Below are 22,401 nucleotides of genomic sequence, written 5' to 3'. Positions count from 1 at the left end.
CCATGCACTCTTCCTTCCGAAATATCCTGCTTCTCGCCACGGCGGCCGTCATCCACGCGCCTGCCTTTGCCCAGGTGGAGCGCAACCTGCCGCCGGGCGTTGAAACACGCGCGAGCGATCCGATCGCGCCGGATGCGGCTCCGGCCAGCGAAGACGCGACGCCGTTTGGCTTCAATCTTGCGCGGATCGTCGTCTTGGGTCCGGCCGACACTGTGGTGGCTGAGCCGACAGTGGCGGTCGACGTCAGCCGCGTGGCGCGCCTTAACACGACGGAGGGTCAGGCCTTACTGGCGCCTTATATCGGCAAGCCGATGTCCCGGCTTCTCATTGCTCAGATCGAGGCCGATATCGCGCGCTTTTATCGCGCAAAGGGCTATCCCTTCGTATCGCTATCGACGCCGGAACAGGAAGTCACGACCGGCACGCTCAACGTCAGGGTCGTCGAGTTCACTGCGGGCGCCATTGACTCGCAAAGCGGTCGGACATCGGCCGATTACATCGTTCGCAGCCTGCGTCAAAAAACCGGTGAACCCATCGACGCGACCGCTCTGGAGCAGGATCTCGACTGGCTTAACCGCAATCCCTTCCGCCGGGTGGAAGCCGTCTTCGCTCCCGGCGCGCAGACTGGTGCATCGAACCTGTCGCTGCTGCTTAACGAGAGCAAGCCGTGGCGGGTTTATGCGGGCGCCGCGAATAGCGGTTCTTCGTCGGAGCGGGAGCGGCTCTTCGCCGGTTTCCAGGTGGCGCCGCTGAGCATATTGCCGGACGCCACGCTGTCCTATCAATTCACCGGCTCGACCGACATTTTCGATACGAGCCGCCCGAATTACGTCAGCCATGCCGGCATCCTCAACCTCGTCATGGCGCCGCGCAATGCGTTGGAGGCGACCTTCAACCATGTTCGGATCAGGCAGGATGTATATCCTTTCTCCGTCGATCAGAAAATCGTCGAAGGCGTCGTTGGCTGGCGGCAGGCGGTTGATGCCTTGGGCGACATGCGCGTGGGTGTCGAATTGCGAAACAGTCGCCGCAAACTCTTTTTCTTCGGTATTCCGGTTGACGATGTGTCCGCCGACGTTCGGCAATTCTACATCGGCCTTGAAAAGGCGACGGCGAGTTCAAACGGCCGCACCAATCTGAGCGTGACGTTGCACGCCAGCCCCGGCGGCATCGGAACGGATAATAGCGACGGCGCCTTCCGCTATCACACCGGGGGCCGGGTGACCGACAGCACTTATGCCTATGTGAATGCGTTTTACAGCCAGTCGTCGCGGTTGGGCTCGGCCTATCTCAACACCGAAATCATCGGGCAATATGCAACAGGCCCGTTGCCGGATTCAGAACAGATGGGACTTGGCGGGCCGAGCCTGATCCGTGGCTATGGTCTGGAAGACGGCGGATATGACAGCGGTGTCGTGGTGCGGCATACGCTGTTCGGTCAGGGGATCCTGTTGGGGAAGGCGAAGTCGATCGCAACCACGGTTCAACCCTATCTCTTCGCCGACAGCGGCTACGGCAAGACGCGCCGGGTCGATGAGGAAGAGGTGCTCGCAGCAATTGGCGGCGGCTTCAATTTGCAGGTCGATCGCCTGTTCAACGCGACATTGGAAGGCGCTTATGCGCTGGCCGATGGCCCATATACGCAGGCTGAGGACTGGCGCCTGAATTTTTCGGTGACGTTCAGCTATTAAGAGATGAAAGGGCGGCGTTGAATTCAGCCTTGCTGATTCACGCCGCCAAATCCTCCAGCGCTTCGCTTGCTTCCAGCCATTCGGCTTCCACCGCCTCAAGCTGCCGTTCCACGTCAGCCCGGCGCTTCATCAGCTCGGACATGGTGAGGCCGGCCAGCGTCCTGTTGGCGCTTGACGGGTCGAACATGGCCCGGTCGATGTCGCTGCGAAGCGCGGAGAGGCGGATCGTCTCGGCCTCTGCCTTCTTGGCGCGGCTGCGGAGCGCCTGACCTTTTTCGCGCGCCGCGGCGGCGAGGCGGCGTTCATCCTTCCGATTGGCTTTCGATTGCGTCTTGTCCGCACCTGAATCCTTGGCGAGAACGAAGGCCGTATAATCGTCGAGGCTGCCGTCGAATTCAGTCGCGGTGCCGCCGTCTACGAGTACTAGCCGGTCAGCGACCAGTTCCAGCATGTGGCGGTCGTGCGAAACGACGACCACCGCGCCCGAATATTCATTCAATGCCTGGACGAGCGCTTCGCGCGCATCGACGTCCAAGTGGTTCGTCGGCTCGTCGAGGATTAGCATATGCGGCGCGTCGCGAGTGATGAGGGCAAGCGCGAGCCTCGCCCGTTCGCCACCCGACAGCTTGCGCACCTCCGTCATCGCCTTGTCGCCCGAAAAGCCGAACCGCCCGAGTTGGGAGCGGACGGCGGCGGGCGTCGCACCGGTCATCAGCCGCGCCATATGCTGGAATGGCGTGTCGGCACCGTCCAGTTCCTCGACCTGATATTGGGTGAAATAGCCAACCTTCAGCTTGGAGCTGACTGCCACACCGCCCTCCATCGGCGGCAGCTGCGCGGCGAGCAGGCGGGCGAGCGTCGTCTTGCCGTTGCCGTTACGGCCGAGCAACGCGACACGGTCGTCCGGATCCAGCCGTAAATTGAGACGGGAGAGAACAGGCGCCTCACCATAGCCGACCGAGGCCATATCCAACGTGACCAAAGGTGGTCGCAATTCCTGCGGATTTGGAAAGCCGAAGGAGAGAGAAGGGTCGTCGACCAGCTCGGCGATCGGTGCCATGCGGGCGAGCGCTTTCAAACGACTTTGGGCCTGCTTCGCCTTGCTTGCCTTGGCGCGCCAGCGGTCGGCAAAGGCCTGCAATTTTTCGCGTTGTGCCATCTGCTTGTCGCGCGCGGCGGCAAGCTGCGCCTGCCGCTCCGCGCGCTGGCGTTCGAAGGCGTCATAGCCGCCCGGATAAAGCGTAACCTTTCCGCGATCGAGGTGGAGAATATGATCCACCACATTGTTGAGGAAATCGCGCTCGTGGCTGACGACGAGGATTGTCGCGCGATAGTTTTTCAAGAAGTCCTCAAGCCACAACACCGCTTCGAGGTCGAGGTGGTTGGACGGCTCATCGAGCAGCAGCAGGTCCGGTGCGGAGAAGAGAAGGGCGGCGAGCGCGACGCGCATCCGCCAGCCGCCGGAGAAGCTCTCCAGCGACCTGTGCTGCATTTCTTCATCGAAGCCGAGGCCGACCAGGATGCGCGCGGCCCGCGATGGCGCGGCGTGGGCGTCGATTGCATTCAGCCGCTCATGGATTTCACCCAAGCGGTCGGCATCCTCGCAGTGTTCCGATTCCGCAAGCAGCGCCGCGCGCTCCGTGTCGGCGGCAAGCACGGTTTCGAACGGCGTTGCGATGCCGCCCGGCGCTTCCTGCGCAATATAGCCGAGGCGCGACCCGCGCGGCATGTCTGCAGAGCCCTCGTCCGGATCGAGCATCCCGGCGATAACGCGCATGAGTGTCGACTTACCCGCGCCGTTCCGTCCAATAAGCCCGACGCGGCTGCGCGGCGGAAGCGCCGCCGTCGCGCCGTCGAGGATTGCCCGCCCGCCAAGGCGCACCGTGATTCCATTGATGCCAAGCATGGCGCGCGCCTACCATGACAGGGGCCCTGCGCCCAAAACATTCTTGCACCCCGGCTCCTTAGCCTGCATCGCCCCGGCTTATGAACGGCGAAATAGATATGATCCGCATTCTGGTGGATGCCGATGCCTGCCCGGTGAAGGAAGAAATCTACAAGGTCGCCTTTCGCCATGAGGTGCCGGTCAGCATCGTCAGCAACGGCCACCTTCGCATTCCGCCCCATCCGCTCATCGAACGAGTGGTGGTAAGTGACGGTTTCGATGCAGCCGACGATTGGATCGCGGATCAGGCGACTGCCAAAGCCATTGTCGTCACGGCGGACATCCTGCTGGCCGACCGCTGCCTGAAAAATGGCGCCACCGTTATCGCGCCCACCGGCAAGCTCTTCACCGGAAACAGCATCGGGGCGGCCATCGCAACCCGCGCCATCATGGCCGATCTCCGCGCGGGCGGCGACATCGTCGGAGGGCCGGCACCGTTTTCCAAGACCGACCGTTCCCGCTTCCTCTCGGCGTTGGATGAGGGGTTGAACCGCCTGAAACGGGGTCGTTAGTTCAAACGGGCTTTGAGGAGGGGGCGGAGCAGATAGTTCATCACACTCCTCTTGCCGCTCAATATATCTACCTCGGCGATCATGCCGGGGATGATCGGCAAGGCCTTGTCCCCCTTCATCAGCTGCGCGCCGTCGGTTTTGATGAGGACCTGATAATAGGATTCCTTACCGCGCGGCGTATCCTCTTCGATCGTGTCGGCGCTGATCTGCTCGACCGTGCCTTTAAGGTCGCCATAGACTGTATAGTCGTAGGCGGTGATCTTCACCTTGGCGGCCATGCCGGGGACGAGAAAGGCGACGTCGCGGGGTTTGACGCGCGCTTCGATGAGCAGGCGGTCCTCGATGGGAATAACCTCCATGATCGGCTCACCGGGCTGGATGACGCCGCCTTTCGTGTTGATCATAACCGCATTCACCCGGCCGCGCACCGGGGAGACGATTTCTGTGCGGCGCAGCTGATCGCCGCGCTGCGCGACGATTGGCTCCAGCGCGGCGAGCTCAGCCTTTTTGGCGGAAAGTTCGGTATAGGCGTCCTGGAAATAGCCATTTTTAAGCTCGGCCAGCTTGCCATTGTGGGTGGCGATATCCTGGCGGAGCTTCAGCGCCTCCATCTCGCTCACCACGCCTTGCGCGACGAGCGGCTGGAGGATCGAGAGCTGGTTCTGTGCAATTCCGATCTGGCGGCTGATCGACCCAGTCCCTTCCGCCAGTTTGTCGCGGCGCGATTTGAACAGTTCGCGCTCGGAGCGGGCGATCGATCCGCTTGGATCGACATCGACCGGAAAGGCGATGCCGCCCTTATTCAGCACCTCAGCCTCGAGCCGGGCGATTGCAGCCTTCAGCACCATCGCCTGGTTGGCCGATTCCTCGAACGACGTCTGGAAGCGTGTTTGATCGAGCAAGGCGAGCGGCTGGCCCGCCTCCACCAGATCGCCTTGCTTTACCATCAGCCGGCCCAATATGCCCCCTTCAAGGCTCTGGATTTTCTGCACGCGGCTGAACGGCACAACCCGCCCTTCGCCGCGCGTCACTTCGTCGAGCTGCGCCCAGCTCGCCCAAATGACGAAGAGGATGATCACGCCAAGGATCGTCCAGAGCAGTGGCCGAGATACCGGATGCGCGGCGGCAAGCAGGGGGTCGCCAAGCTCGCGGCGTAACCTTTCGACGGAGGGCGCTTTAGCCAGCATTGGCAACTCCTTCGGCGGGAGGCGTCTGCACCTGATTGCCGTTCACCACGTCGTCCAGCGGCCCGTCCATGATGACGCGGCCCTGGCGCAGCACCACGGCGCGGCGGACGAGGGAGAGTAGGCTTTTCTTGTGCGTGGTGACGATGAGCGTGCGGCTGCCGAGCCACTTGTCCATATATTTGATGACGTTCGTCTCGCTCGCCTGATCGAAGGCGGCGGTGGGCTCGTCTAGAAGGAGAATGGCGGGATCCTGCAGGATGATGCGGGCAAGACCCACGGCCTGCCGCTGGCCGCCGGAAAAACTGCCGCTACCAAGGATCGGTATATCGAGCCCCAACGGATTGGCGCGGACGAAAGCACCGAGGCCGACGCCGTCCAGCGCCTGGAACAGATCCTCGTCGTCCAAGGCCGCCCCTTCGAGGTTGAGGTTGTCGCGCAGTGTACCGTGGAGAAGCGCCACATCCTGCGGCAGATAGCCGATCGCGCGGCGCCGGTCGGACGGATCGATCTGCGCGATGCTGACGTCATCAAGCAGCAGCCGCCCGCCTGTTGGATCGCCAAGGCCGGACAGGAGGCGAAGCAAAGATGATTTGCCCGCACCATTGCCGCCAAGGAGGGCGACACGCTCGCCCGGCCTGATGGTCAGTTCCTTTACGTCCACCACCGGCGGCGCGTCGCCGTGACGAAGCTGCAGCTTCTCCATCTGGTAATGACCGGAGAGCTTTTCCTTGCGCACGAAGGTCCGGACCGCTGGCCGCTCGGTGGGCGCCGCCATAAGCTGATCCAGCCCTTCCATCGCGACTTTCGTATGCTGCCAACGACCGAGAATGCCAGCCACTTGCGACATGGGCGCGATGGCTCTGCCCGCGAGGAGCGAGGATGCGACGACCGCACCCACCGTCATCTCGCCGATGCTGATCCGGTAAACGCCGAATACGACGACGCCGACATAGCAAAGTTGCTGGACCATCGCCGCACCGTGGCTGAGGCTGGCGGTCAGCATATGGGATTTCATCGCACTGCGGGCGAGCTGCGCGGTTAACGTTTCCCAAAGGTGAAGCGCACGCCCTTCCGCCCGTGAAGCCTTGATCGTTTCCAGATTCTCTATGGATTCCAAAAGGATACTGTTCTTGACCGCCCCCTCCCGCAGGTTCTGACGCGAGAGCGCGGCAAGCTGCTTCTGCGCGAGGATGCTCGGCACCAGCATCAACAGGATCGCGATGATCGGCACCCAGACGACGACTCCGCCAATCAGCGCGATGATGCCAAGGAACAGGAGGACGAATGGCAGGTCGCTGATCGCCGCCGCGCTGGAGGCGGTGAAAAACTCCCGCACGCCTTCGAATTCGCGGATTTGTGTGCTGAACGCCCCCAGCGACGGCGGCTTGGCGGCAAGGCGCGTCCCGAGCACACGTTCAAACAGCTGAGTGGACAGTTTGAGGTCAATGCCCTTGCCGAGCGTGTCAAGGAGATGCGCCCGCATCACACGCAGCACGGATTCCAGAATGATGGCGAGGATCACCCCACTCGCCAAAATCCACAATGTGTCGAAGGCCGAGTTCGGGACGACCCGGTCATAGACTTGCATAGCGAAGAGCGCAGAACCCACCGCGAGCAGGTTTGCCGTGAAGGCTGCAATGGCAACCTCGGCATAGGATCGCTTCAATTGCTTGAGCGTGCCGTAAAACCAGTGCTCGCCATCCTCCGCCGCGTAATTGCCTGCCCGTCCGTCCGCCCTGTAGCGCGGCTTCGCGAAGATCGCGGTGCCGCTATAGATTGCGGCGAGCTCGCTTTGGCTTAGCCGCTGGGCGCCCCCGCCCGCATCCGGTAGCAGAATGTCCGCCTCGCCCCCTTCAATGGCCATAAGAAGCGCTGTCCGTCCGTCGCGAAGGACGAGAAGGGCCGGAAGCAACACATTGTCGACATGCTCGAGGGAATAATCGACGATCCGCGCGGTGATGTCGATGCGGCGAAGCGCGCGGGGCACCATGTCGAGCGGTAGCCGTCCCCGGAGGAGCGGCATGCCGTCGCCAAGCTCGGTCACGCTTGTCGGCCGCCCAAGCGTCTGGCAGAGCAGGGCAAGGCCTTCGCGCAGTGGATCCTTGGTCATGCTTCCGGTCCTTCCAGCGAGCGGTCGATCAAGCCGAGCTTCGCGGCGATCCGGTAGTGCAGCCGCAACTGTTCGATGCGGACGGTGATGGCCTGCCGGTCAGCTTCGAACGTCTCGCGCTGAACGTTTAGCAGGTCGATGACGTCGCGCCGCCCAACTTCGAACTGTTCCGCATAAAGGTGGCCAAGAGCCGCCGATCCATCCACCTGTTCGAGGAGCGTTTTCTCCCGCGCCACCAACAGGTCGAGCATGTCGATCATGTTGCGCACGTCGCGACTGATGTCGCGGGCCACGACGCCTTCGCGCCAGCGCGCGGATTCGACGCGTTGCTGCGCGGCCCGCGCGCGTTGGAAGCTCGACAGACCCTGCATTGTGTCCATGCGGAAGCGGACACCGACCATCGTGTCGCTCTGGGCCCGTCCGCCAAGGTCGCGCCGCAATGTGCTGGCTTCCAGATTGAGTTGCGGCAATTGCCCTGCGCGCGCTTCCCGCGCCGTCGCTTCCGCGACCCGCGTGTCCTCTATCGCCTTCTGGTAGAGCGGCGCGTCAGGCACCGCCGCTTCGAAACCCCGCGTCATGGCGGACGCAAGCAGCGGGTCAGGCGAGGGGGTGTTAAGGTTTGTCGCAGGCTCACCGACGAGCAGCAGAAACTGATTGCCGACATCGCGCCGCCGGCCCTCATCCTCCGCCATCCGTTCCCGCGCGCGGGCAAGTTCAAGGCCGGACCGTTCCGGCTCACTTTTGTCCGAATAGCCGCCACTCGCGCGGGCCTGGGTCATCTGATGGATCAACTCTAGCCGTTCGATATGTCGCCGGTCCGTCTCGATCAGGCCTTCGTTCAAGAGGATGTCGAGATAGAGTTCGACGATGTCGAGCGCTGCCGCATCGCGCCGCACAAGGGCATCGGCCGCCGCCTGCCGCTTCAGGGCTTTAGCGCCGTCCACACGGCTCGTCGTGCGGCCCCAATCATAGACGGTTTGGGCAGCCGTTACGTCATAGGTCACGTCGTCGAAGCTGAAACTGCGCGGGCCGCCGGACACGCTGAGGGTAGGCAGATAGCCGTTCGTCGCAATCGCCACATCGGTCTCCGCCGCCGCGATGTCGACCTTGGCCGCCTGAACGTCCGGATTATTGGCCAGGCCGAGCCGGACCGCTTCGGCAAGCGGCATTGCGCCCGCCGGGGTTGCCAAGAAGGGGGCGAGGAAGGCCCACATTCTTCCTCGCCCCAGCTTGAACAGGGACGCATACAGCCCCCCGGGCTTCTTCATGCAGTGACGACCTGCACGCTATTGTCTTCGACCAAAAGGGTCGTGTTGCCGAAGGTGTAGACGTCGTAGGTGATGCCTTCGATCGTTTGGGTCGCCCCGGTGGCGACTGCCCCGATGACGTTCAGCGTATCGTTCCCATCGCCGGTAAACTGCAGGATATTATCGCCGTCGGTGATCGCATCCACCTCCGCCGCAGTCAGCGTCACCACGCTGCCGTCATCGCCGGTGCCAAGATTGATGCGTTCGATATCGGCGACCGTTCCAACGCCGGTGCCATTATAGTCGAAATCGATGCCATCGGAGAGCAGCAGCGTGTCGAAGCCCGCACCGCCATCGATCGCGTCGAAATTGTTCGCGACGATCTCGATCGTGTCATTGCCGTCGCCCGCATCCAGCTCGTCATTGGTGCCAACGTTGAGAATGAGGTCGGCGCCCGCCCCGGCATCAATCGTCTCCGAACTATCCTCACGGCCTTCGAGCACATCGTTTCCATTGGTGCCTGTAACGGTGATCTCGCCGATGTTGAGGCCAAGACCCGCGCCGGTGAGGGACACGCCATAGACCGCACTGTCATTGCCTTCGGCATCCGTGGCAATGAGGTTTAGAGACAGCCCCGCACCCAAGTTGAGAATGTCGGTGATCGACAGGCCGAGATCGGACAGGAGATCGGGATCAAGCAGATTGATCGTGAAGTTGCCGGTCGCCGGGTCGACAGCCGGTGTCACGAAGACCGAAGCCAATGGCGTGATGACTTCCACCCGCAGGCTTGAGCCCGGGTCAGCGGTGCCGCTGATGCCGAGGACAGGCGGCAAAAGACCCACATCGAGCGCGATATCTCCTATGGTCACGGGCTGCTGCAGGCTCGGCAAAACATCGAGTGTTACCACATTGGTTTCGTTACCCGCAGCGTCCGCGCCCATGACGCTGACGTTTGCTTCCAGAAGCTGGTCGAGCGTCAATTCGGCGCCGAGGTCGGTCAGCAAGTCGAGCGACGCGAGCCCACTATTGTCGACCGTCACCGTTTCGGTGAGCGTGATCCCGGCGACATTCACTTCGATCGTGAGCTCGGTTCCGGGCTCGGCCGAAATGGTGAGGACATTGCCGACGAGCGACAGGACCGGCGATGCGGGCGGGATGGTGTCGACGACCGTAGCGACAGGTGCTGATTCCTCGCCGCCATTCACGGACGCGGTGATCGTAGCCGGCCCTTCTGGGAATTCGGCCTGATCCGGCGGTGGTGTTACGGTGACGGTCACGCCGCCCGCCGTGCGGTCCGCCTCGGTTACCGTGTGGGCTACTGTCACCTCATAGCCATTCTGACCAGTGAAGGTGACGTTGATCACATCGCCCGCGCGGACGCCCGGCGCGATGTCGACATCCACCTGAATACCGTCGGTTAATTCGGCGCCGTTGAGATAGCCATCGGCCGCCTCCGGCACCGTGATGAGCGGCGCCGACAAATCGGGTGCGAAGGCCGTTCCGGGCGCACTTTCGTTGCCGAGCGCATCGCTGGCCGTCACCGTCAGTACTTCCGCATCGACCAGCGGCGGAGAAAGCGGGATGGAGAAATTGCCGTTAGCGTCGGCCGTAACGATGATCGGATTAGCCTCGTCACCGTCCACGACCACGCGGACTTCCGCGCCCCCTTCGGTCGTACCAGTGAGAAGCGATCCGTCCACCGTAACGACAAGGTTGAATGGCGTCGGCGGTGCGGCGGCGTCCACCGTCGTCGTTCCCTGGCCGCTTTCATTGCCTACGGCATCGGTCGCCGTCGCGTTGACGACCGTCCCGTCAGAAAGCGCAGGATCCGGTGTGAAGGACCAAGAGCCGTCCTCGTCCGTCACTGCATAGCCGATAAGGCCGCCCGAACCGTTTGTCAGGGTGATGATCGACCCGGCCTCGGCACTGCCACTAAGCTCGGTCCCGTTACTCGGTTCAATAGTTGGGGCTGCGGGAGCTGCGGCGTCGACAGTGATCGTGCCGGGGGCGCTTTCATCACCAAAGATATTGGTGGCGACCGCATTTATGACTGTACCGTCGGGTAACGCTGGATCCGGCGTAAAGCTGAAGCTGCCATCGGGCCCTGCAATCACTTCGCCGATAAAGTTGCCGTCCCCGTCCGTCAGCGTAACCACGTTGCCCGCGTCGGCGACGCCGTCGATTACCGAACCGTTGGTCGGCTCAAGGACCGGGATGGCAGGAAGGGAGGCATCGATTGTAACGAAACCTGGCCCACTCTCATTGCCAGCCGCATCGGTTGCGGTGCCATTGACGACTGTTCCGTCGGCTAAAGGGGCATCTGGCGTGAAAGACCAGGCGCCATTCTCGTCAGCCGTTGTCGTTCCGATGAGATTTCCCGCGCCATCGGTTAGCGTAATCGTCGCGCCAGGCTCGGCCGTGCCGACGAGCTGCTCCCCATTGCTCGGCCCGATGATCGGGGCAGGCGGCGCGACCGCATCGACGCTGGCAGTGGCAGCCGGGCCTTCATTGCCCACGGCGTCGGTGGCAGTGGCGGTCACCACCGTTCCATCGGCAAGAGCAGGTGTCGGGGTAATCGACCAATTCCCGTCAGCGTCGGCGACGTCGGTGCCGATCATATTGCCTGCGCCGTCGGTAACGGTGACGGTCGCGCCCGCCTCCGCAGTACCGGCAATTTCGGCGCCGTTGGTCGGCTCGATCGAAGGCGCGGCAGGGGCCAGCGCGTCGACGATAGTGGTTGCCGGAGCGCTCTGCGTGCCCGAGCCGTCGACCGCCACGGCCTGGACGACCGTGCCGTCGGTTAAGGCCGGGTCGGGCGTAAAGGACCAATCGCCGTTCGCATCAGCCGTCGTCTGACCGATCGGATTGCCGTCACCGTCGGTGATGAGGATGGTATTGCCGGCATCCGCCGTGCCTTCGATGAATGCGCCGTTCGTTGGTTCGATCGTCGGAATGTCGGGGAGGGTGGCTTCGATCACAACCGTGCTGGGCAGGCTTTCATTGCCTGCCGGGTCCGTCGCCGTGGCGCTTACCGTTTCGCCATCTCCAAGCGGCGTTGCGGGTGTGACCGACCAATTGCCATTGGCGTCGACGACGTCGGTGCCGATCACATTGCCTGCGCCATCGGTCACGGTGACTGTGGACCCGGCTTCGGCTGTGCCGACCAGCTGTTCGCCATTGCTCGGCGCGATGACCGGAGCCGCGGGTGCGATGCCATCGACGGTGGCGGTCGCGGCAGGGCTCGGATCCCCCTCGCTATTGACGGCAACGACGATGATGACCGTCCCGTCGGGAAGCTGTGCGTCGGGCGTTACGGACCAACTCCCATCCGGCGCCACCACATCGGTGCCGATTTCATTACCGGCGCTGTCGCGTACGACTACCGTGGTGCCAGGCTCTGCCGTGCCGCTAATTTCCGTGCCGTTAGTCGGTTCGATGGTCGGCGTATCCGGCGTTGCGACGAGATCGGGGGCGACGACAAGGGTTGGATCGCTTTCATTGCCCGTCGGATCGATAACGATTACGGATACAATCTCGCCATCGGTAAGCGGCGGGTCGAGAGGTACTTCGAATGTGCCGTCATCGCCCACGGTGGCCGTTTCATCGGGCGTGCCGTCACCATTGATATCGACATTGACGGTCGCTCCGGGCTCCGCAGTGCCGGTGAGCGTCGTGCCGTCGGGGGAGATCACGACATCGTCTGCCGCTGCCGGTGCGGTCGTATCGGGCGCGGTGACGACAACCGGCGGGCTATCGTTTCCAGCGCCGTCCGATACGACCACCGTGATATCCTCGCCGTTGGTGAGGGGCGGATCGAGCGGGATTTCGAAGGTGCCATCATCACCGACCGTCGCCGTCCCGTCGGGTATGCCGTCTCCGTTGGTGTCGACCGTGACTGTCGTGCCGGGCTCGGCCGTTCCGCTGACGGCCGAGCCGTCCGGTGAAACGGCGACATCTTCCGCCCCCGCAGGTGCGGTCGTGTCTGGCGCTGCTACCGTCGCCGGCTGGCTGCGATTGCCGGATGCGTCGGTGAGGAAGACTGTAACAGTCTCGCCATTGGTGAGCGGCGGATCCAGCGTGATTTGGAACTGGCCGTTGCTACCAACAGTGCCGGTACGATCGATCACGCCGTCGCCGTTGGTATCGACGCCGACCGTCGCTCCGCCTTCTCCGCTTCCGGTCAGGGTCGCGCCATTATTAGAGATGGCAAGATTTGTCGCCGCCCCGGGAGGCGTGGTGTCGGCAGGGGGTGGCGGAGGATTGCCGCCGCCATCACCCCCGCCTCCGCCGCCCCCGGCCAGCGCTGCGCCGCCGCCAAGGAGCGCGAGTCCGCCCAGCAAGCCCGCCGGGCCAAAGCCGCCACCAATAACCGCGCCGCCAACGCCGCTATCGTCAAAACCGGACGCGACATTTTGCGGGATGTAGGCTGCGGTGAAGCTGCCGTCCGATGCGGGTGTAAGATTGGTTAAAACGAGCTGGTCGTTTTCGTCGACAAGGAAGAGTTGGCTTGGCTTTTGCGGATCGCCATAAAAATTAACCAAACGGATGGTCTGGCCATCCTGAAGAGTGATTATAAGGTCGCCGCCCTCTCGGGCGTATGAGTTAACAAACTGAGGCGATATGTCGAGAGCAACATTACTTCCAGGATCAACGGTAAGTATGTCGTTAACGACTTGCTTTTCTCCGGCTTGGATCTGTTGAACATCAGATGCCACCTTCGCCTCAATCTGCATGATTATCCTCCACCTGTTATTTTCTGAATTATCCTTCCGACATTTGGACCCCTTGAGAAGACCTGCCCTTTCAACTCTAAGGTATAGACACCGGTTCATTGCGATATGGTTATTTTACACAGCTTAACGATCCAAAATGGACATTTGGCCTTTTGGATTTCGACAAAACTGTACTAACTCTTGTTACCAAAATGGATCATTTCAGAAAAGAATGGTCGTCAATTCACATGACGGCTTTCCTTGCCAAATTTCTGGTTAGACAGTTAAGGCGCTACTGTGTCGGTGGTCGGCAATGCGGCCAAAATGGCCGCTATACTTATTTTGAAATGGAGCGGGCTCGGCCTGCGGGGAAGGGACTAATTCTATGCGTAAATTGTTAACCTCTGCGGCCATTCTTGCCTTGGCGGCTTGCGGACAACAGCAGACAGCGAACGAAAGTGCCCCGGCCGGCGAAAAGACAGTAGCGGGCAGCGGCCTGACGCTTGGCGCGGATGGCGTCCCGCAATTTCGCCCGGGCGCATGGGAGATCATTGAAGCCGGTGAGGGCGGCAAGGAAGCGCGCCGTGAATGCGTCGGCGCCGAAGCCACCCCGCAGCTCCGCGAAATGGTCACCCGCGATTATCCCAAGGAGTGCAAAGTCGACCATGAAAGCGGGTCCGATCGCTTTTATCTCAAAGCGTCCTGCCCGCAAAATGGCCTGACGATTGATTCAGAGCTGGACCTCAAGGGTAGCGATACGCAGTTCGAGATGAACTTCGGCGCCTTCGTCACCATGCCAGACGGCAAGCGCCAGGGTGGTGGTACGACGCTTAGCGGCCGCTGGGTGGGCGAATGTCCTGCCGGGGTTCAGCCCGGTCAGGAAATCGGCGGAGAGAGCAAGGAAGGCTGATCCTATCCAGCTTCCCTGTATGGAATTAAGGTCCGGCGCTCCTATGAGGCCGGGCCTTTTTCATAATGTCGTCGTTGCGAGCCGGAGTGTCGGCGAAGGGGCGATGCTGGTTGCGATAGCATATTCGCAGCGGCCCTTGGCTTTCGCCTGATAGAGCGCGTTATCCGCCGCGCTCATGAGGTGGGCGAGAGCAGAGCCGTGATAAGGTGCGAAGGCAACGCCGATGCACACGCCGATTTCAATTGCTTCCTGGCCAATCAAATAAGGTTCGCCCGTGATCGCGGTGATTGTGCGGCGGGCGAGATTAATAGCGGCCGTGCGATCGTTTCCACCCGCGACCATCACGAATTCGTCGCCACCAATGCGCGCGGCGACCACGCCTGAAGTCGACAGGGCCTGCAACCGTTCTCCCACCATCCCGAGAAGGTGATCGCCCGCGCCATGGCCCAGCCGGTCATTCACCGTCTTGAACCCGTCGAGGTCAAGATAGAGGAGGGTGAGCGGCGCCGCATCGCCATTTTCATCGAGCTGCCGTTCAAGCCCGGCCCGGTTCAACAGGCCGGTCAGCAGATCGTGGCGGGCAAGGTGGTCATTCTCCTGTTCCGCCCGCATCGTCGACACCAGCATCTTGTTGAGACGGAAAGCCGCGATCGTCATCGAATAGAGATAGAAAGGGATTTGGAAGACGATGAGGAGCAGGATTGGCTCTCCGCTCTGGATGGCTGCGATCACGCACGGGCCCAGGCTGAGCATGATCATCACCGCAACCAATCGGGGCGCCCCGAAATTTCGGAAGCAAATGCCTCCGACCATGGCCGCCGCCGATAGCCAGGAGAGCGCACAGGAAACCCAATCGCCGCTCATAGCGGTAATATAGGTGCCAAAGCCGACACTGGAGGCCCACAGCAATGCCAGGAATATGTGGATGTCGCCCAATCGTTCGACGTGGGACGCCCTGCTTCGAACGACAAGGAGCACTGTAAACCGCGCAAGACACAGCAGAATTTCAAAGGCTAGCCAAGCATAGATGAGGCCATGTTGAAGACGTCCGGCGATCAGCGCCGCGACCGCGATGGTGTTGATCACCCCGCCCGCAAAGATCGGCAAGGCACCATAGAGCCCGCTGATCAATGACGCGCGAATGGCCGCAGGCACGTCCGATCCCGGATCGACCAGCCAACGCGTGATTCGCCATGACGGCGTCGATGATGGCCCTGCCTGAAGCACGGGCGTCCCCTTTATTACCGGATGATCAATCCCATTTGCAGACTTCGATAACGCGACAAGGTTAATCATCGGTAAGGATGCTGGCCTCTGCCACACCTGGGTCTGGCCAAGGATTTGAACCGGCTGGGGAAATTAATAGTAAATCCGGTGTTCAGCCATTTCGGTTCAACTGGCGGCGGGAAACCGATGCCGCTGGCAATGGCAGGGCATTTGCAATAGAAAGACGCACATGAAGACAGTGATCCGAGCAGCTTTGGCGACCGCCGCAATGGCGGGTCTCGCCGTCCCCGTTTTCGCGCAGGTGCAGGAGGGCGAGCGCCCGACTGAGGGCCAGGTGCAGGCCGGCGAAGCGCCCGCAACGCCGATCTTCGAGGGGGAAACCGCGCTTCGTTCGCTGCAAAATCCTGTCATGGCGCCGATGTGGACGACTGCTGCGGCGGAAGAACTGCTCGACTATGTGGAACGCATCCACGAGGATGGCCTGACTGCCGAAGATTATGCGCCTGATGCTCTGCGTGCGGCGATCGCAAGCAAGGATGAGGGGCGCCTGCGTACCGCGGCGACCGACACCTTCCTGCGACTGTCGTCCGATCTCGCACTTGGTCATGTGCGCGGCAAGGCGAGAATCGATTGGCACATGGTCGATCCGGATCTCGACGGAAATCAGCAATATGCATTGATGGAGAAGGCGCTGAGCGGCACTGGCGTGCGCGCTGTGCTGGACGGCCTGTTGCCGACCCACCCGCAATATCGCGAACTGAAGGGTGTGCTTGCCGCTTCAAGCGACCAGAAGGTGATTGACAAGGTCCGCACCAATCTCGACCGCTGGCGTTGGCTGCCGCGTGATCTTGGCGATCGCTATGTGCTCGTCAATGTCCCGGCATATACCGTCGCGATCGTCGAGAATGGCGCGGTGACTGCGCGCCATCGTGGCGTGGTTGGCGCGGCAAAAACCGCGACGCCGCAACTCAGTGCGGTTGCGACCGGCGTTATTTTCAATCCCTGGTGGGAAGTGCCGGCGAGCATTACGCCGGAAGTGCGTGGCAAGAAGGGCTATGTGACCGTGCCGGCCGGAAAGGGCGTCCGCTATCGTCAGCCGCCGGGACCGGGCAATGCGCTCGGCCGGATGAAGGTGGTGATGCCGAACAATTATGCCATCTACCTGCACGATACGCCGTCTAAGCAATATTTCGCCCGCGAGGCGCGTGCATTGAGCCACGGCTGTATTCGCACGCAGGATGCGCTCGGCTTTGCCCGCAAGCTACTCGACAATCCTGAATGGGATGAAGCGAAGATCAGCCGCACGATTGCGTCCGGCAAGACGGCGCAGGCTAAGACACGGGTCGATACGCCGGTCTATATCGCTTATTTCACGGCAGCCGCCGCGAAGGACAATGGCGGCATCATCGAATATCGCGACGTCTATGGTCGCGACAAAGTAGTGGTCGCCGCGCTTAACGATAAAGCCGGAACCGCACTGGCCGCCGCAGCCAGCAAGTAAGGCTACTCGTCATTGCGAGCAAAGCGAAGCAATCCAGCAGCACCGATATGGATTGCCACGCTTCGCTCGCAATGAAGCAGTCGCGTGATGATTAAGAAGCCACTACCCGCCACTCTCCCTGGCTAGTCCCTGACCTTGTCGAAGGACGTTCCAGCTAGCTCGGATCGTGGATAAGCTTAGCCCTCAGAATGGGCCGGGCAAGAAACTCAGGCGCTCTTAAGCGACCTTATCCGCGTAAATCATCCGGCCAGGGCCAAGCCGGAACAGCACATATTGCAGGCTAAGCGCTGACAAGGCGAAACACCCCTCGCTACGCCCAAGCTTTCCGGAGGTCGCAACCACTTCCGGTTCGGCATAACGCGCGCTGTGCACCACGATGGCACGCGCCTCGGCATTGCTGTTCGTATGATCGAGGCCCTGCAGGCGGAGCGAGCGGCCATATTTGCCGTAATAGACGTTGGCGGTGAGATAGGCGCCAGCAGAGGACGCTTCCGATCCCGGCACGTTCGAAAAATGCTCAAGCCAGCCCGAGTGCCCCGGATCCGATCCACGGCCATGGGCGACATGATATTCGGTGGCGACGCCGCTCGGGACATCGACAAGAAAAAAGCGCGGATCGCGCGACGCCATGGCGAAATCGACCACGCCCATCATGTCGCGATAGGCGACCGGGCGAGTCTGCAAAGCCTCACGCGCGCGGGCGAGAAGAAGCGGATTGATGCGCGGCTGGGGCGGAGCGGTCGAAGCCCAGACCTGATTGGCAATGGCCGGGGCGGATACACAGGCAGCGGCACCGGCCGCTACACCGCTCTGGATCAAAGTACGACGCGAAATAAGAATGAGAAGCCCTCTGCTCTTTCCGCCGCCAGAATGACTATTTTCGTGGCTGGGCTCAATCCCGCAGCCACGCCTTACCGCATCTGGGAGTCGGTTCACCGCACTTCTTGGCGGAAAAAGGTTAACGGCCGCTCGCCGGAACCGGAGAAGAGGCGGCGCGTCTTTCAAAAATGGCCGATTTTCGTCATTTGAAGGTGAAACCCGGCATCGAATCGATGGAGGCTAAGCTTGTCGATTCGCTGCCTGTCGATGCGGAATGGCACTACGAGCCCAAGTGGGACGGTTTTCGCTGTCTCGTCTTTCGCGATGATGACGCGATTATGTTGCAGTCCAAATCCGGAAAGCCGCTTGGCCGCTATTTTCCCGAAGTGGTGGAGGCGGTGCGCGCACTCCGCACTCGACAGATCGTGCTCGATGGCGAACTCGTCATCTGCGCAGATGGTGCTCTCTCGTTCGAAGCGCTTCAAATGCGCCTCCATCCCGCGGAAAGCCGCATCCGCAAATTAGCGTCACAAACGCCTGCACGAATGGTACTGTTCGACTGTCTTGAAATCGGTGGACAGTCGCTGATCAGCCGGTCCCTGACCGAACGGCGGCAGGCGCTGGACGGCTTCTTCGGCGCAGAAAAAGGCCACGGCTTTGATCTTTCGCCCTACACGCTCGATACCAAGGACGCTCAGGCCTGGCTCGACCATACGGGCGGCGCGCTTGACGGCGTCATGACCAAGCGCCGCAACGATCCTTACATGCCGGGCGAGCGGGCCATGCTGAAGGTGAAGCAGCTGCGCTCCGCCGACTGCGTCGTCGGGGGCTTCCGCTATGGTACAGGAAGCAATGAGGTCGGATCACTTCTGCTTGGCCTCTACAATGACGATGGCTTGCTCGATCATGTCGGCTTTACCTCTTCGATCCCGAACAAGGATAAGCCTGCACTGACGCGACAATTGGAAGCGCTTGTCGAAGCGCCGGGATTTACCGGCCGTGCACCGGGCGGGCCGAGCCGTTGGAGCACGGAGCGCTCCGCCGACTGGCAGCCGCTCCGGTCGGAATTGATCGCGGAGGTGCGGTACGATCACGTCACTGGCGACCGGTTCCGTCATGGAACCAAGCTGCTGCGCTGGCGCCCGGACAAGGCACCAGCGCAATGCCGCATGGAACAGCTCAAGCCCGAAGCGCCGCCCGCCGAGATCGCGAGGCTGCTCAAGACCGTTTAACTTTTCGCGGCCGCTTCCTATGTGCATCTCCAGCAAGGAGATATTGAATGGCCGATCAAGTCGCGACGTTTGCAGGTGGATGCTTTTGGTGCACCGAGGCGGTGTTCAATGACGTGATCGGCGTCAGCAAGGTCGATAGCGGCTATATCGGCGGCATGGTCCCCAATCCCACCTACGAACAGGTTTGCGGCGGCGATACGGGCCATGCCGAGGCGATCCGGATCACCTATGATGCGGACGTACTTTCTTATGACGATCTGCTTGATATCTTCTTTGCGACACACGATCCGACGACGCTCAATCGGCAGGGTAATGACGTCGGCACGCAATATCGCTCGGCCATCTTCCCTCATGATGAAGCGCAGAAGGCTGCGGCCGAAGCTGCGATCGCGCGCAATCAATCCGGTTGGCCAGATCCAATCGTGACGGCGATCGAGCCGCTTTCGGACTGGTATCCGGCGGAAGATTATCACCAGGCCTATTGGGAGGGGGAAGGCCAGCGCAATCCCTACTGCCTCGCCGTCATCCCACCGAAATTGCAGAAGCTCCGCAAGAGTTTCGCAGCGCGGGCGAAGGCGCAAGCCTGAGGGGGTTAGCGAGGAGCGGCCGCGCGTTTCAGTCGGTCGTTGATCGCCTGACCGAGGCCCTCCTCCGGGATCGGAGCGACGGCAATCCGCGGCAGCGATTGCGCTTCGGCTTCATGCAACGCGTCAAATAGCCGGGCGGCCGCTTCGATCAGGTCGCCCTTTTCGCTGAGGCTGGCATGGCCTTTGACGGGGCCGAAACCGATCAGCCATTCGTCGGGCTCGCTTTCGATGACATTGAGTCTCAGCGGCTTGTCCGGCGCGTAATGGCTGGACATCTGACCGGGCGCCTCGATCCTATCCGATCCTGCGCCCAGCGAAATGCCGATATCGGCTTCGACTAGTGGTCCGGGGCGCAAGAGCCGCGCCATGCCGTTGGTGATCGCGACGATGGTCGATTCCAGCCCGACCTGCGTAGAGCCAGCGTCGACGATCATCGGAATGCGGCCAGCCAGGGTAGCCAGCACATGTTCGGCACAAGTGGCGCTGATCCGGCCGCTGGCATTAGCCGAGGGCGCCGCAAGCGGTTTACCCGTGGCGACAAGGAGATCGCGCATCGCGGGATGAGCGGGAACACGGAGGGCGATTGTGGGTAGGCCGGCCGTAACAAGTGGGGCAATGCCTGCGCCTTCCCGCAGGGGGAGGACGAGGGTGAGCGGGCCGGGCCAGAAACGCTGGGCGAGAGAGCGGGCGAGGTCGTCGAACAGCGCGATGCGCTCCGCAGCTGCAAGGTCAGCTACATGCACAATCAGCGGGTTGAAGGAGGGGCGGCCCTTCGCTTCGTAGATGCGGGCAACGGCATCTCCGGAGGTTGCGTCGGCGGCGAGGCCGTAGACGGTTTCGGTCGGAATGGCGACCGGGAATCCCTGCGCGATCAGCGCCGCGGCTTCGGCGATGGCGGCCTTGCCGTAGGGGCGAACGAGGGTGTTTTGCGCGGTCACTTTCGCGGGCTATAGCGCGGGGAGAAACAGTGCAAGATCGCCAGGAAAGTCATGACCTACACGCCGCCGATCGAAGACCAGAAATTCATCCTCAAAACCATCGTGAAAATGCAGGATTTGAGCGGTGAAAACGCCTTTTCCGAGCTGTCGGAAGAGCTTTCCGACGCGATTTTGGAGGGCGTTGGCGCGCTCGCGGCGGGAGAATTCGCGCCTTTGGACCGGATTGGCGACACAGAAGGCGCGAAATGGTCGCCAAATGGCGTGACTTTGCCGGATGGATTCAAGGCTGCTTATCGGGCCTATGTCGAGGGCGGATGGGGATCGCTGGCCGGGCCGGAGAGCCATGGCGGGCAGGGATTGCCGCAGATCCTCGCCACGGTGGTGCTTGAGGATCTCGGCAGCGCGAACCTTGGCTTCTCGCTCATCAACATGCTGACGCCGGGCGCGATCGAGGCGCTGAAGCATCACGGCTCTAAAGAATTGCAGGACATCTGGCTGCCCAAGCTTGTCACGGGCGAGTGGAGCGGCACGATGAACCTGACCGAGCCGCAGGCGGGTTCGGATGTGGGCGCGCTCAAAGCCAAGGCGGTGCGGCAGGATGACGGCACCTATCGGATCGAGGGGCAGAAAATCTTCATCACCTGGGGCGAGCATGATCTGGCGGACAATATCGTCCACCTCGTCCTTGCCCGCACGCCCGATGCCCCTGCGGGGACGAAGGGCATTTCGCTGTTCTTAGTGCCGAAATTCCTTCTGAACGACGACGGCAGTGTCGGTGCGCGCAACGACCTGCGCTGCGTTTCGATCGAGCACAAGCTCGGCATCCACGCCTCGCCCACTTGCGTCATGTCTTATGGCGATGAAGGGAAGTGCGTCGGCTATCTGATCGGCGAGGAGTGCGGCGGCATGCGCGCCATGTTCACGATGATGAACAATGCGCGCCTGAATGTCGGCCTGCAAGGCGTGTCGGTGGCCGAGCGGGCGACGCAAAAGGCGGTCGCTTACGCGCTGGGCCGCGTGCAATCGGCGCGGGCGGGCGGGCCGAGCCGCGAGCCGGTGGCGATCGTCGAGCATCCCGATGTGCGCCGCATGTTGATGCGCATGAAGGCGCTTACGCAGGCGGCGCGGGCATTGACTTATTATGCGGTGGGGCAGGTCGATCGCGCGGGGCTCGGCATCGAGGGCGCGCAGGCGCGGGTCGATCTGCTGACGCCGCTGGTCAAGGCCTATGGCACCGATATCGGCGTTGAGGTGGCGAGCCTAGGTGTGCAGGTGCATGGCGGCATGGGCTTTATCGAGGAAACCGGCGCCGCCCAGCATTATCGCGATGCCCGCATCACGCCGATCTATGAAGGCACGAACGGCATTCAGGCGGCGGACCTTGTCGGCCGCAAGCTGGGGCTGGAGGGCGGCGCGGTCTTTGCGCGGCTGATGGCCGACATCCGCGCTGACGCGAAGGGCGAAGCGGCGCTGACAGCCCTTGTCGATGCCGTGGAGGGCGTTGCGGCTCACATGGCGCAGGCGTCCGTGGACGACCGGCTCGTTGGTTCCTACCCGTTCCTCAATATGCTGTCGGTCGCGACGGCGGGCTGGCTGATGGCGCGGCAGCTGGCGGCGGTTGAGGGGAGCGATGCCGATCCCGCTTTTCTTGCCATGAAGACGGCAGCGGCGCGCTTTTATCTCGACCAGATCGTGCCGGAGGCTTTGGGGCTGGAGCCCGCGGCGCGGGCGTCGGCCGATATCCTCTATTCGATTCCTGCCGAAGCTTTTACGGCCTGAGCCA

The 22,401-nt window shown here is 62.0% G+C and carries 15 protein-coding genes; 7 read left to right on the top strand and 8 right to left on the bottom strand.

Going from position 1 to position 22,401, the window contains the following annotated elements:
- Positions 1-2: 2 nt before the first annotated feature.
- Positions 3-1,691 carry a ShlB/FhaC/HecB family hemolysin secretion/activation protein gene (locus C7I56_RS06820; RefSeq protein ID WP_106639818.1) on the top strand — a complete coding sequence of 563 codons (1,689 nt, stop codon included), beginning with the start codon at positions 3-5 and terminating at the stop codon, positions 1,689-1,691.
- A gap of 37 nt (positions 1,692-1,728) precedes the next feature.
- Here C7I56_RS06820 and C7I56_RS06815 read toward each other — a convergent pair whose 3' ends face one another.
- Positions 1,729-3,597 (bottom strand): ABC-F family ATP-binding cassette domain-containing protein, encoded by a 1,869-nt coding sequence (locus tag C7I56_RS06815; protein ID WP_106639817.1) that lies wholly within the window; start codon positions 3,595-3,597, stop codon positions 1,729-1,731.
- 101 nt (positions 3,598-3,698) lie between these two features.
- Here C7I56_RS06815 and C7I56_RS06810 point away from each other — a divergent pair, with 101 nt between their 5' ends.
- Positions 3,699-4,148, top strand: coding sequence for a YaiI/YqxD family protein (locus C7I56_RS06810; protein ID WP_106640186.1), 450 nt, complete (start codon positions 3,699-3,701; stop codon positions 4,146-4,148).
- Here the strand turns inward: C7I56_RS06810 and C7I56_RS06805 are convergent.
- The 4 genes from C7I56_RS06805 to C7I56_RS06790 are packed head-to-tail and all read right to left on the bottom strand — an operon-like array spanning position 4,145 to position 13,425.
- Positions 4,145-5,335, bottom strand: coding sequence for a beta-barrel domain-containing protein (locus C7I56_RS06805; protein WP_106639816.1), 1,191 nt, complete (start codon positions 5,333-5,335; stop codon positions 4,145-4,147). The genes C7I56_RS06810 and C7I56_RS06805 overlap by 4 nt on opposite strands.
- The gene (locus C7I56_RS06800; protein ID WP_106639815.1) at positions 5,325-7,445 is read right to left on the bottom strand and encodes a type I secretion system permease/ATPase; all 2,121 of its coding nucleotides are present in this window, start codon (positions 7,443-7,445) and stop codon (positions 5,325-5,327) included. Before C7I56_RS06800 ends, C7I56_RS06805 begins: the two co-directional genes overlap by 11 nt.
- The gene (locus tag C7I56_RS06795; protein WP_199792351.1) at positions 7,442-8,659 is read right to left on the bottom strand and encodes a TolC family protein; all 1,218 of its coding nucleotides are present in this window, start codon (positions 8,657-8,659) and stop codon (positions 7,442-7,444) included. The genes C7I56_RS06800 and C7I56_RS06795 overlap by 4 nt, the downstream gene beginning before the upstream one ends.
- A 50-nt stretch (positions 8,660-8,709) precedes the next feature.
- Positions 8,710-13,425 carry an Ig-like domain-containing protein gene (locus tag C7I56_RS06790; protein ID WP_106639813.1) on the bottom strand — a complete coding sequence of 1,572 codons (4,716 nt, stop codon included), beginning with the start codon at positions 13,423-13,425 and terminating at the stop codon, positions 8,710-8,712.
- Positions 13,426-13,789: 364 nt separating this feature from the next.
- On the opposite strand from C7I56_RS06790, the gene C7I56_RS06785 reads away from it, so the two are divergent.
- Positions 13,790-14,314, top strand: a complete 525-nt coding sequence (locus C7I56_RS06785) for a DUF3617 domain-containing protein (protein ID WP_106639812.1) — start codon at positions 13,790-13,792, stop codon at positions 14,312-14,314.
- A 60-nt stretch (positions 14,315-14,374) separates the two neighbouring features.
- Here the strand turns inward: C7I56_RS06785 and C7I56_RS06780 are convergent, their stop codons facing one another.
- Positions 14,375-15,541, bottom strand: a complete 1,167-nt coding sequence (locus C7I56_RS06780) for a GGDEF domain-containing protein (protein ID WP_199792350.1) — start codon at positions 15,539-15,541, stop codon at positions 14,375-14,377.
- 229 nt (positions 15,542-15,770) lie between these two features.
- On the opposite strand from C7I56_RS06780, the gene C7I56_RS06775 reads away from it, so the two are divergent.
- Positions 15,771-17,042 (top strand): L,D-transpeptidase family protein, encoded by a 1,272-nt coding sequence (locus tag C7I56_RS06775; RefSeq protein ID WP_106639810.1) that lies wholly within the window; start codon positions 15,771-15,773, stop codon positions 17,040-17,042.
- 216 nt (positions 17,043-17,258) lie between these two features.
- Here the strand turns inward: C7I56_RS06775 and C7I56_RS06770 are convergent, their stop codons facing one another.
- Positions 17,259-17,861 carry a murein L,D-transpeptidase catalytic domain-containing protein gene (locus C7I56_RS06770; protein ID WP_245409621.1) on the bottom strand — a complete coding sequence of 201 codons (603 nt, stop codon included), beginning with the start codon at positions 17,859-17,861 and terminating at the stop codon, positions 17,259-17,261.
- 188 nt (positions 17,862-18,049) lie between these two features.
- Here C7I56_RS06770 and C7I56_RS06765 point away from each other — a divergent pair, with 188 nt between their 5' ends.
- Complete coding sequence (locus C7I56_RS06765) at positions 18,050-19,093, top strand: ATP-dependent DNA ligase (protein ID WP_106639809.1); 1,044 nt, start codon at positions 18,050-18,052, stop codon at positions 19,091-19,093.
- Positions 19,094-19,140: 47 nt separating this feature from the next.
- A complete protein-coding gene (msrA, locus tag C7I56_RS06760; RefSeq protein WP_106639808.1) occupies positions 19,141-19,680 on the top strand; it encodes a peptide-methionine (S)-S-oxide reductase MsrA in 540 nt (179 codons plus the stop codon).
- A 5-nt stretch (positions 19,681-19,685) separates the two neighbouring features.
- On the opposite strand, the gene C7I56_RS06755 is transcribed toward msrA, so the two are convergent.
- On the bottom strand, positions 19,686-20,618 hold the full coding sequence (locus tag C7I56_RS06755; protein WP_106639807.1) for an L-threonylcarbamoyladenylate synthase: 933 nt from the start codon (positions 20,616-20,618) through the stop codon (positions 19,686-19,688).
- 51 nt (positions 20,619-20,669) lie between these two features.
- Between C7I56_RS06755 and C7I56_RS06750 the strand changes: the two genes are divergently transcribed.
- Positions 20,670-22,397 carry an acyl-CoA dehydrogenase family protein gene (locus tag C7I56_RS06750; RefSeq protein WP_106639806.1) on the top strand — a complete coding sequence of 576 codons (1,728 nt, stop codon included), beginning with the start codon at positions 20,670-20,672 and terminating at the stop codon, positions 22,395-22,397.
- The last annotated feature ends 4 nt before the right edge of the window (positions 22,398-22,401 follow it).

Origin of the sequence: Allosphingosinicella vermicomposti, from assembly GCF_003012815.1 — a bacterium.
Classification (GTDB): Bacteria; Pseudomonadota; Alphaproteobacteria; order Sphingomonadales; family Sphingomonadaceae; genus Allosphingosinicella; species Allosphingosinicella vermicomposti.
Note: the sequence above shows the minus strand (reverse complement) of the source record. Positions and strands in the feature narration are given on the sequence as shown.

What these genes read in the sequence shown, in the direction of transcription:
- C7I56_RS06820 (WP_106639818.1), top strand. Translation starts at nt 3, where the DNA reads ATGCACTCTTCCTTCCGAAATATCCTGCTTCTCGCCACGGCGGCCGTC.
- C7I56_RS06815 (WP_106639817.1), bottom strand. Translation starts at nt 3,597, where the DNA reads ATGCTTGGCATCAATGGAATCACGGTGCGCCTTGGCGGGCGGGCAATC.
- C7I56_RS06805 (WP_106639816.1), bottom strand. Translation starts at nt 5,335, where the DNA reads ATGCTGGCTAAAGCGCCCTCCGTCGAAAGGTTACGCCGCGAGCTTGGC.
- C7I56_RS06800 (WP_106639815.1), bottom strand. Translation starts at nt 7,445, where the DNA reads ATGACCAAGGATCCACTGCGCGAAGGCCTTGCCCTGCTCTGCCAGACG.
- C7I56_RS06795 (WP_199792351.1), bottom strand. Translation starts at nt 8,659, where the DNA reads ATGTGGGCCTTCCTCGCCCCCTTCTTGGCAACCCCGGCGGGCGCAATG.
- C7I56_RS06790 (WP_106639813.1), bottom strand. Translation starts at nt 13,425, where the DNA reads ATGCAGATTGAGGCGAAGGTGGCATCTGATGTTCAACAGATCCAAGCC.
- C7I56_RS06785 (WP_106639812.1), top strand. Translation starts at nt 13,790, where the DNA reads ATGCGTAAATTGTTAACCTCTGCGGCCATTCTTGCCTTGGCGGCTTGC.
- C7I56_RS06775 (WP_106639810.1), top strand. Translation starts at nt 15,771, where the DNA reads ATGAAGACAGTGATCCGAGCAGCTTTGGCGACCGCCGCAATGGCGGGT.
- C7I56_RS06765 (WP_106639809.1), top strand. Translation starts at nt 18,050, where the DNA reads ATGGCCGATTTTCGTCATTTGAAGGTGAAACCCGGCATCGAATCGATG.
- msrA (WP_106639808.1), top strand. Translation starts at nt 19,141, where the DNA reads ATGGCCGATCAAGTCGCGACGTTTGCAGGTGGATGCTTTTGGTGCACC.
- C7I56_RS06750 (WP_106639806.1), top strand. Translation starts at nt 20,670, where the DNA reads ATGACCTACACGCCGCCGATCGAAGACCAGAAATTCATCCTCAAAACC.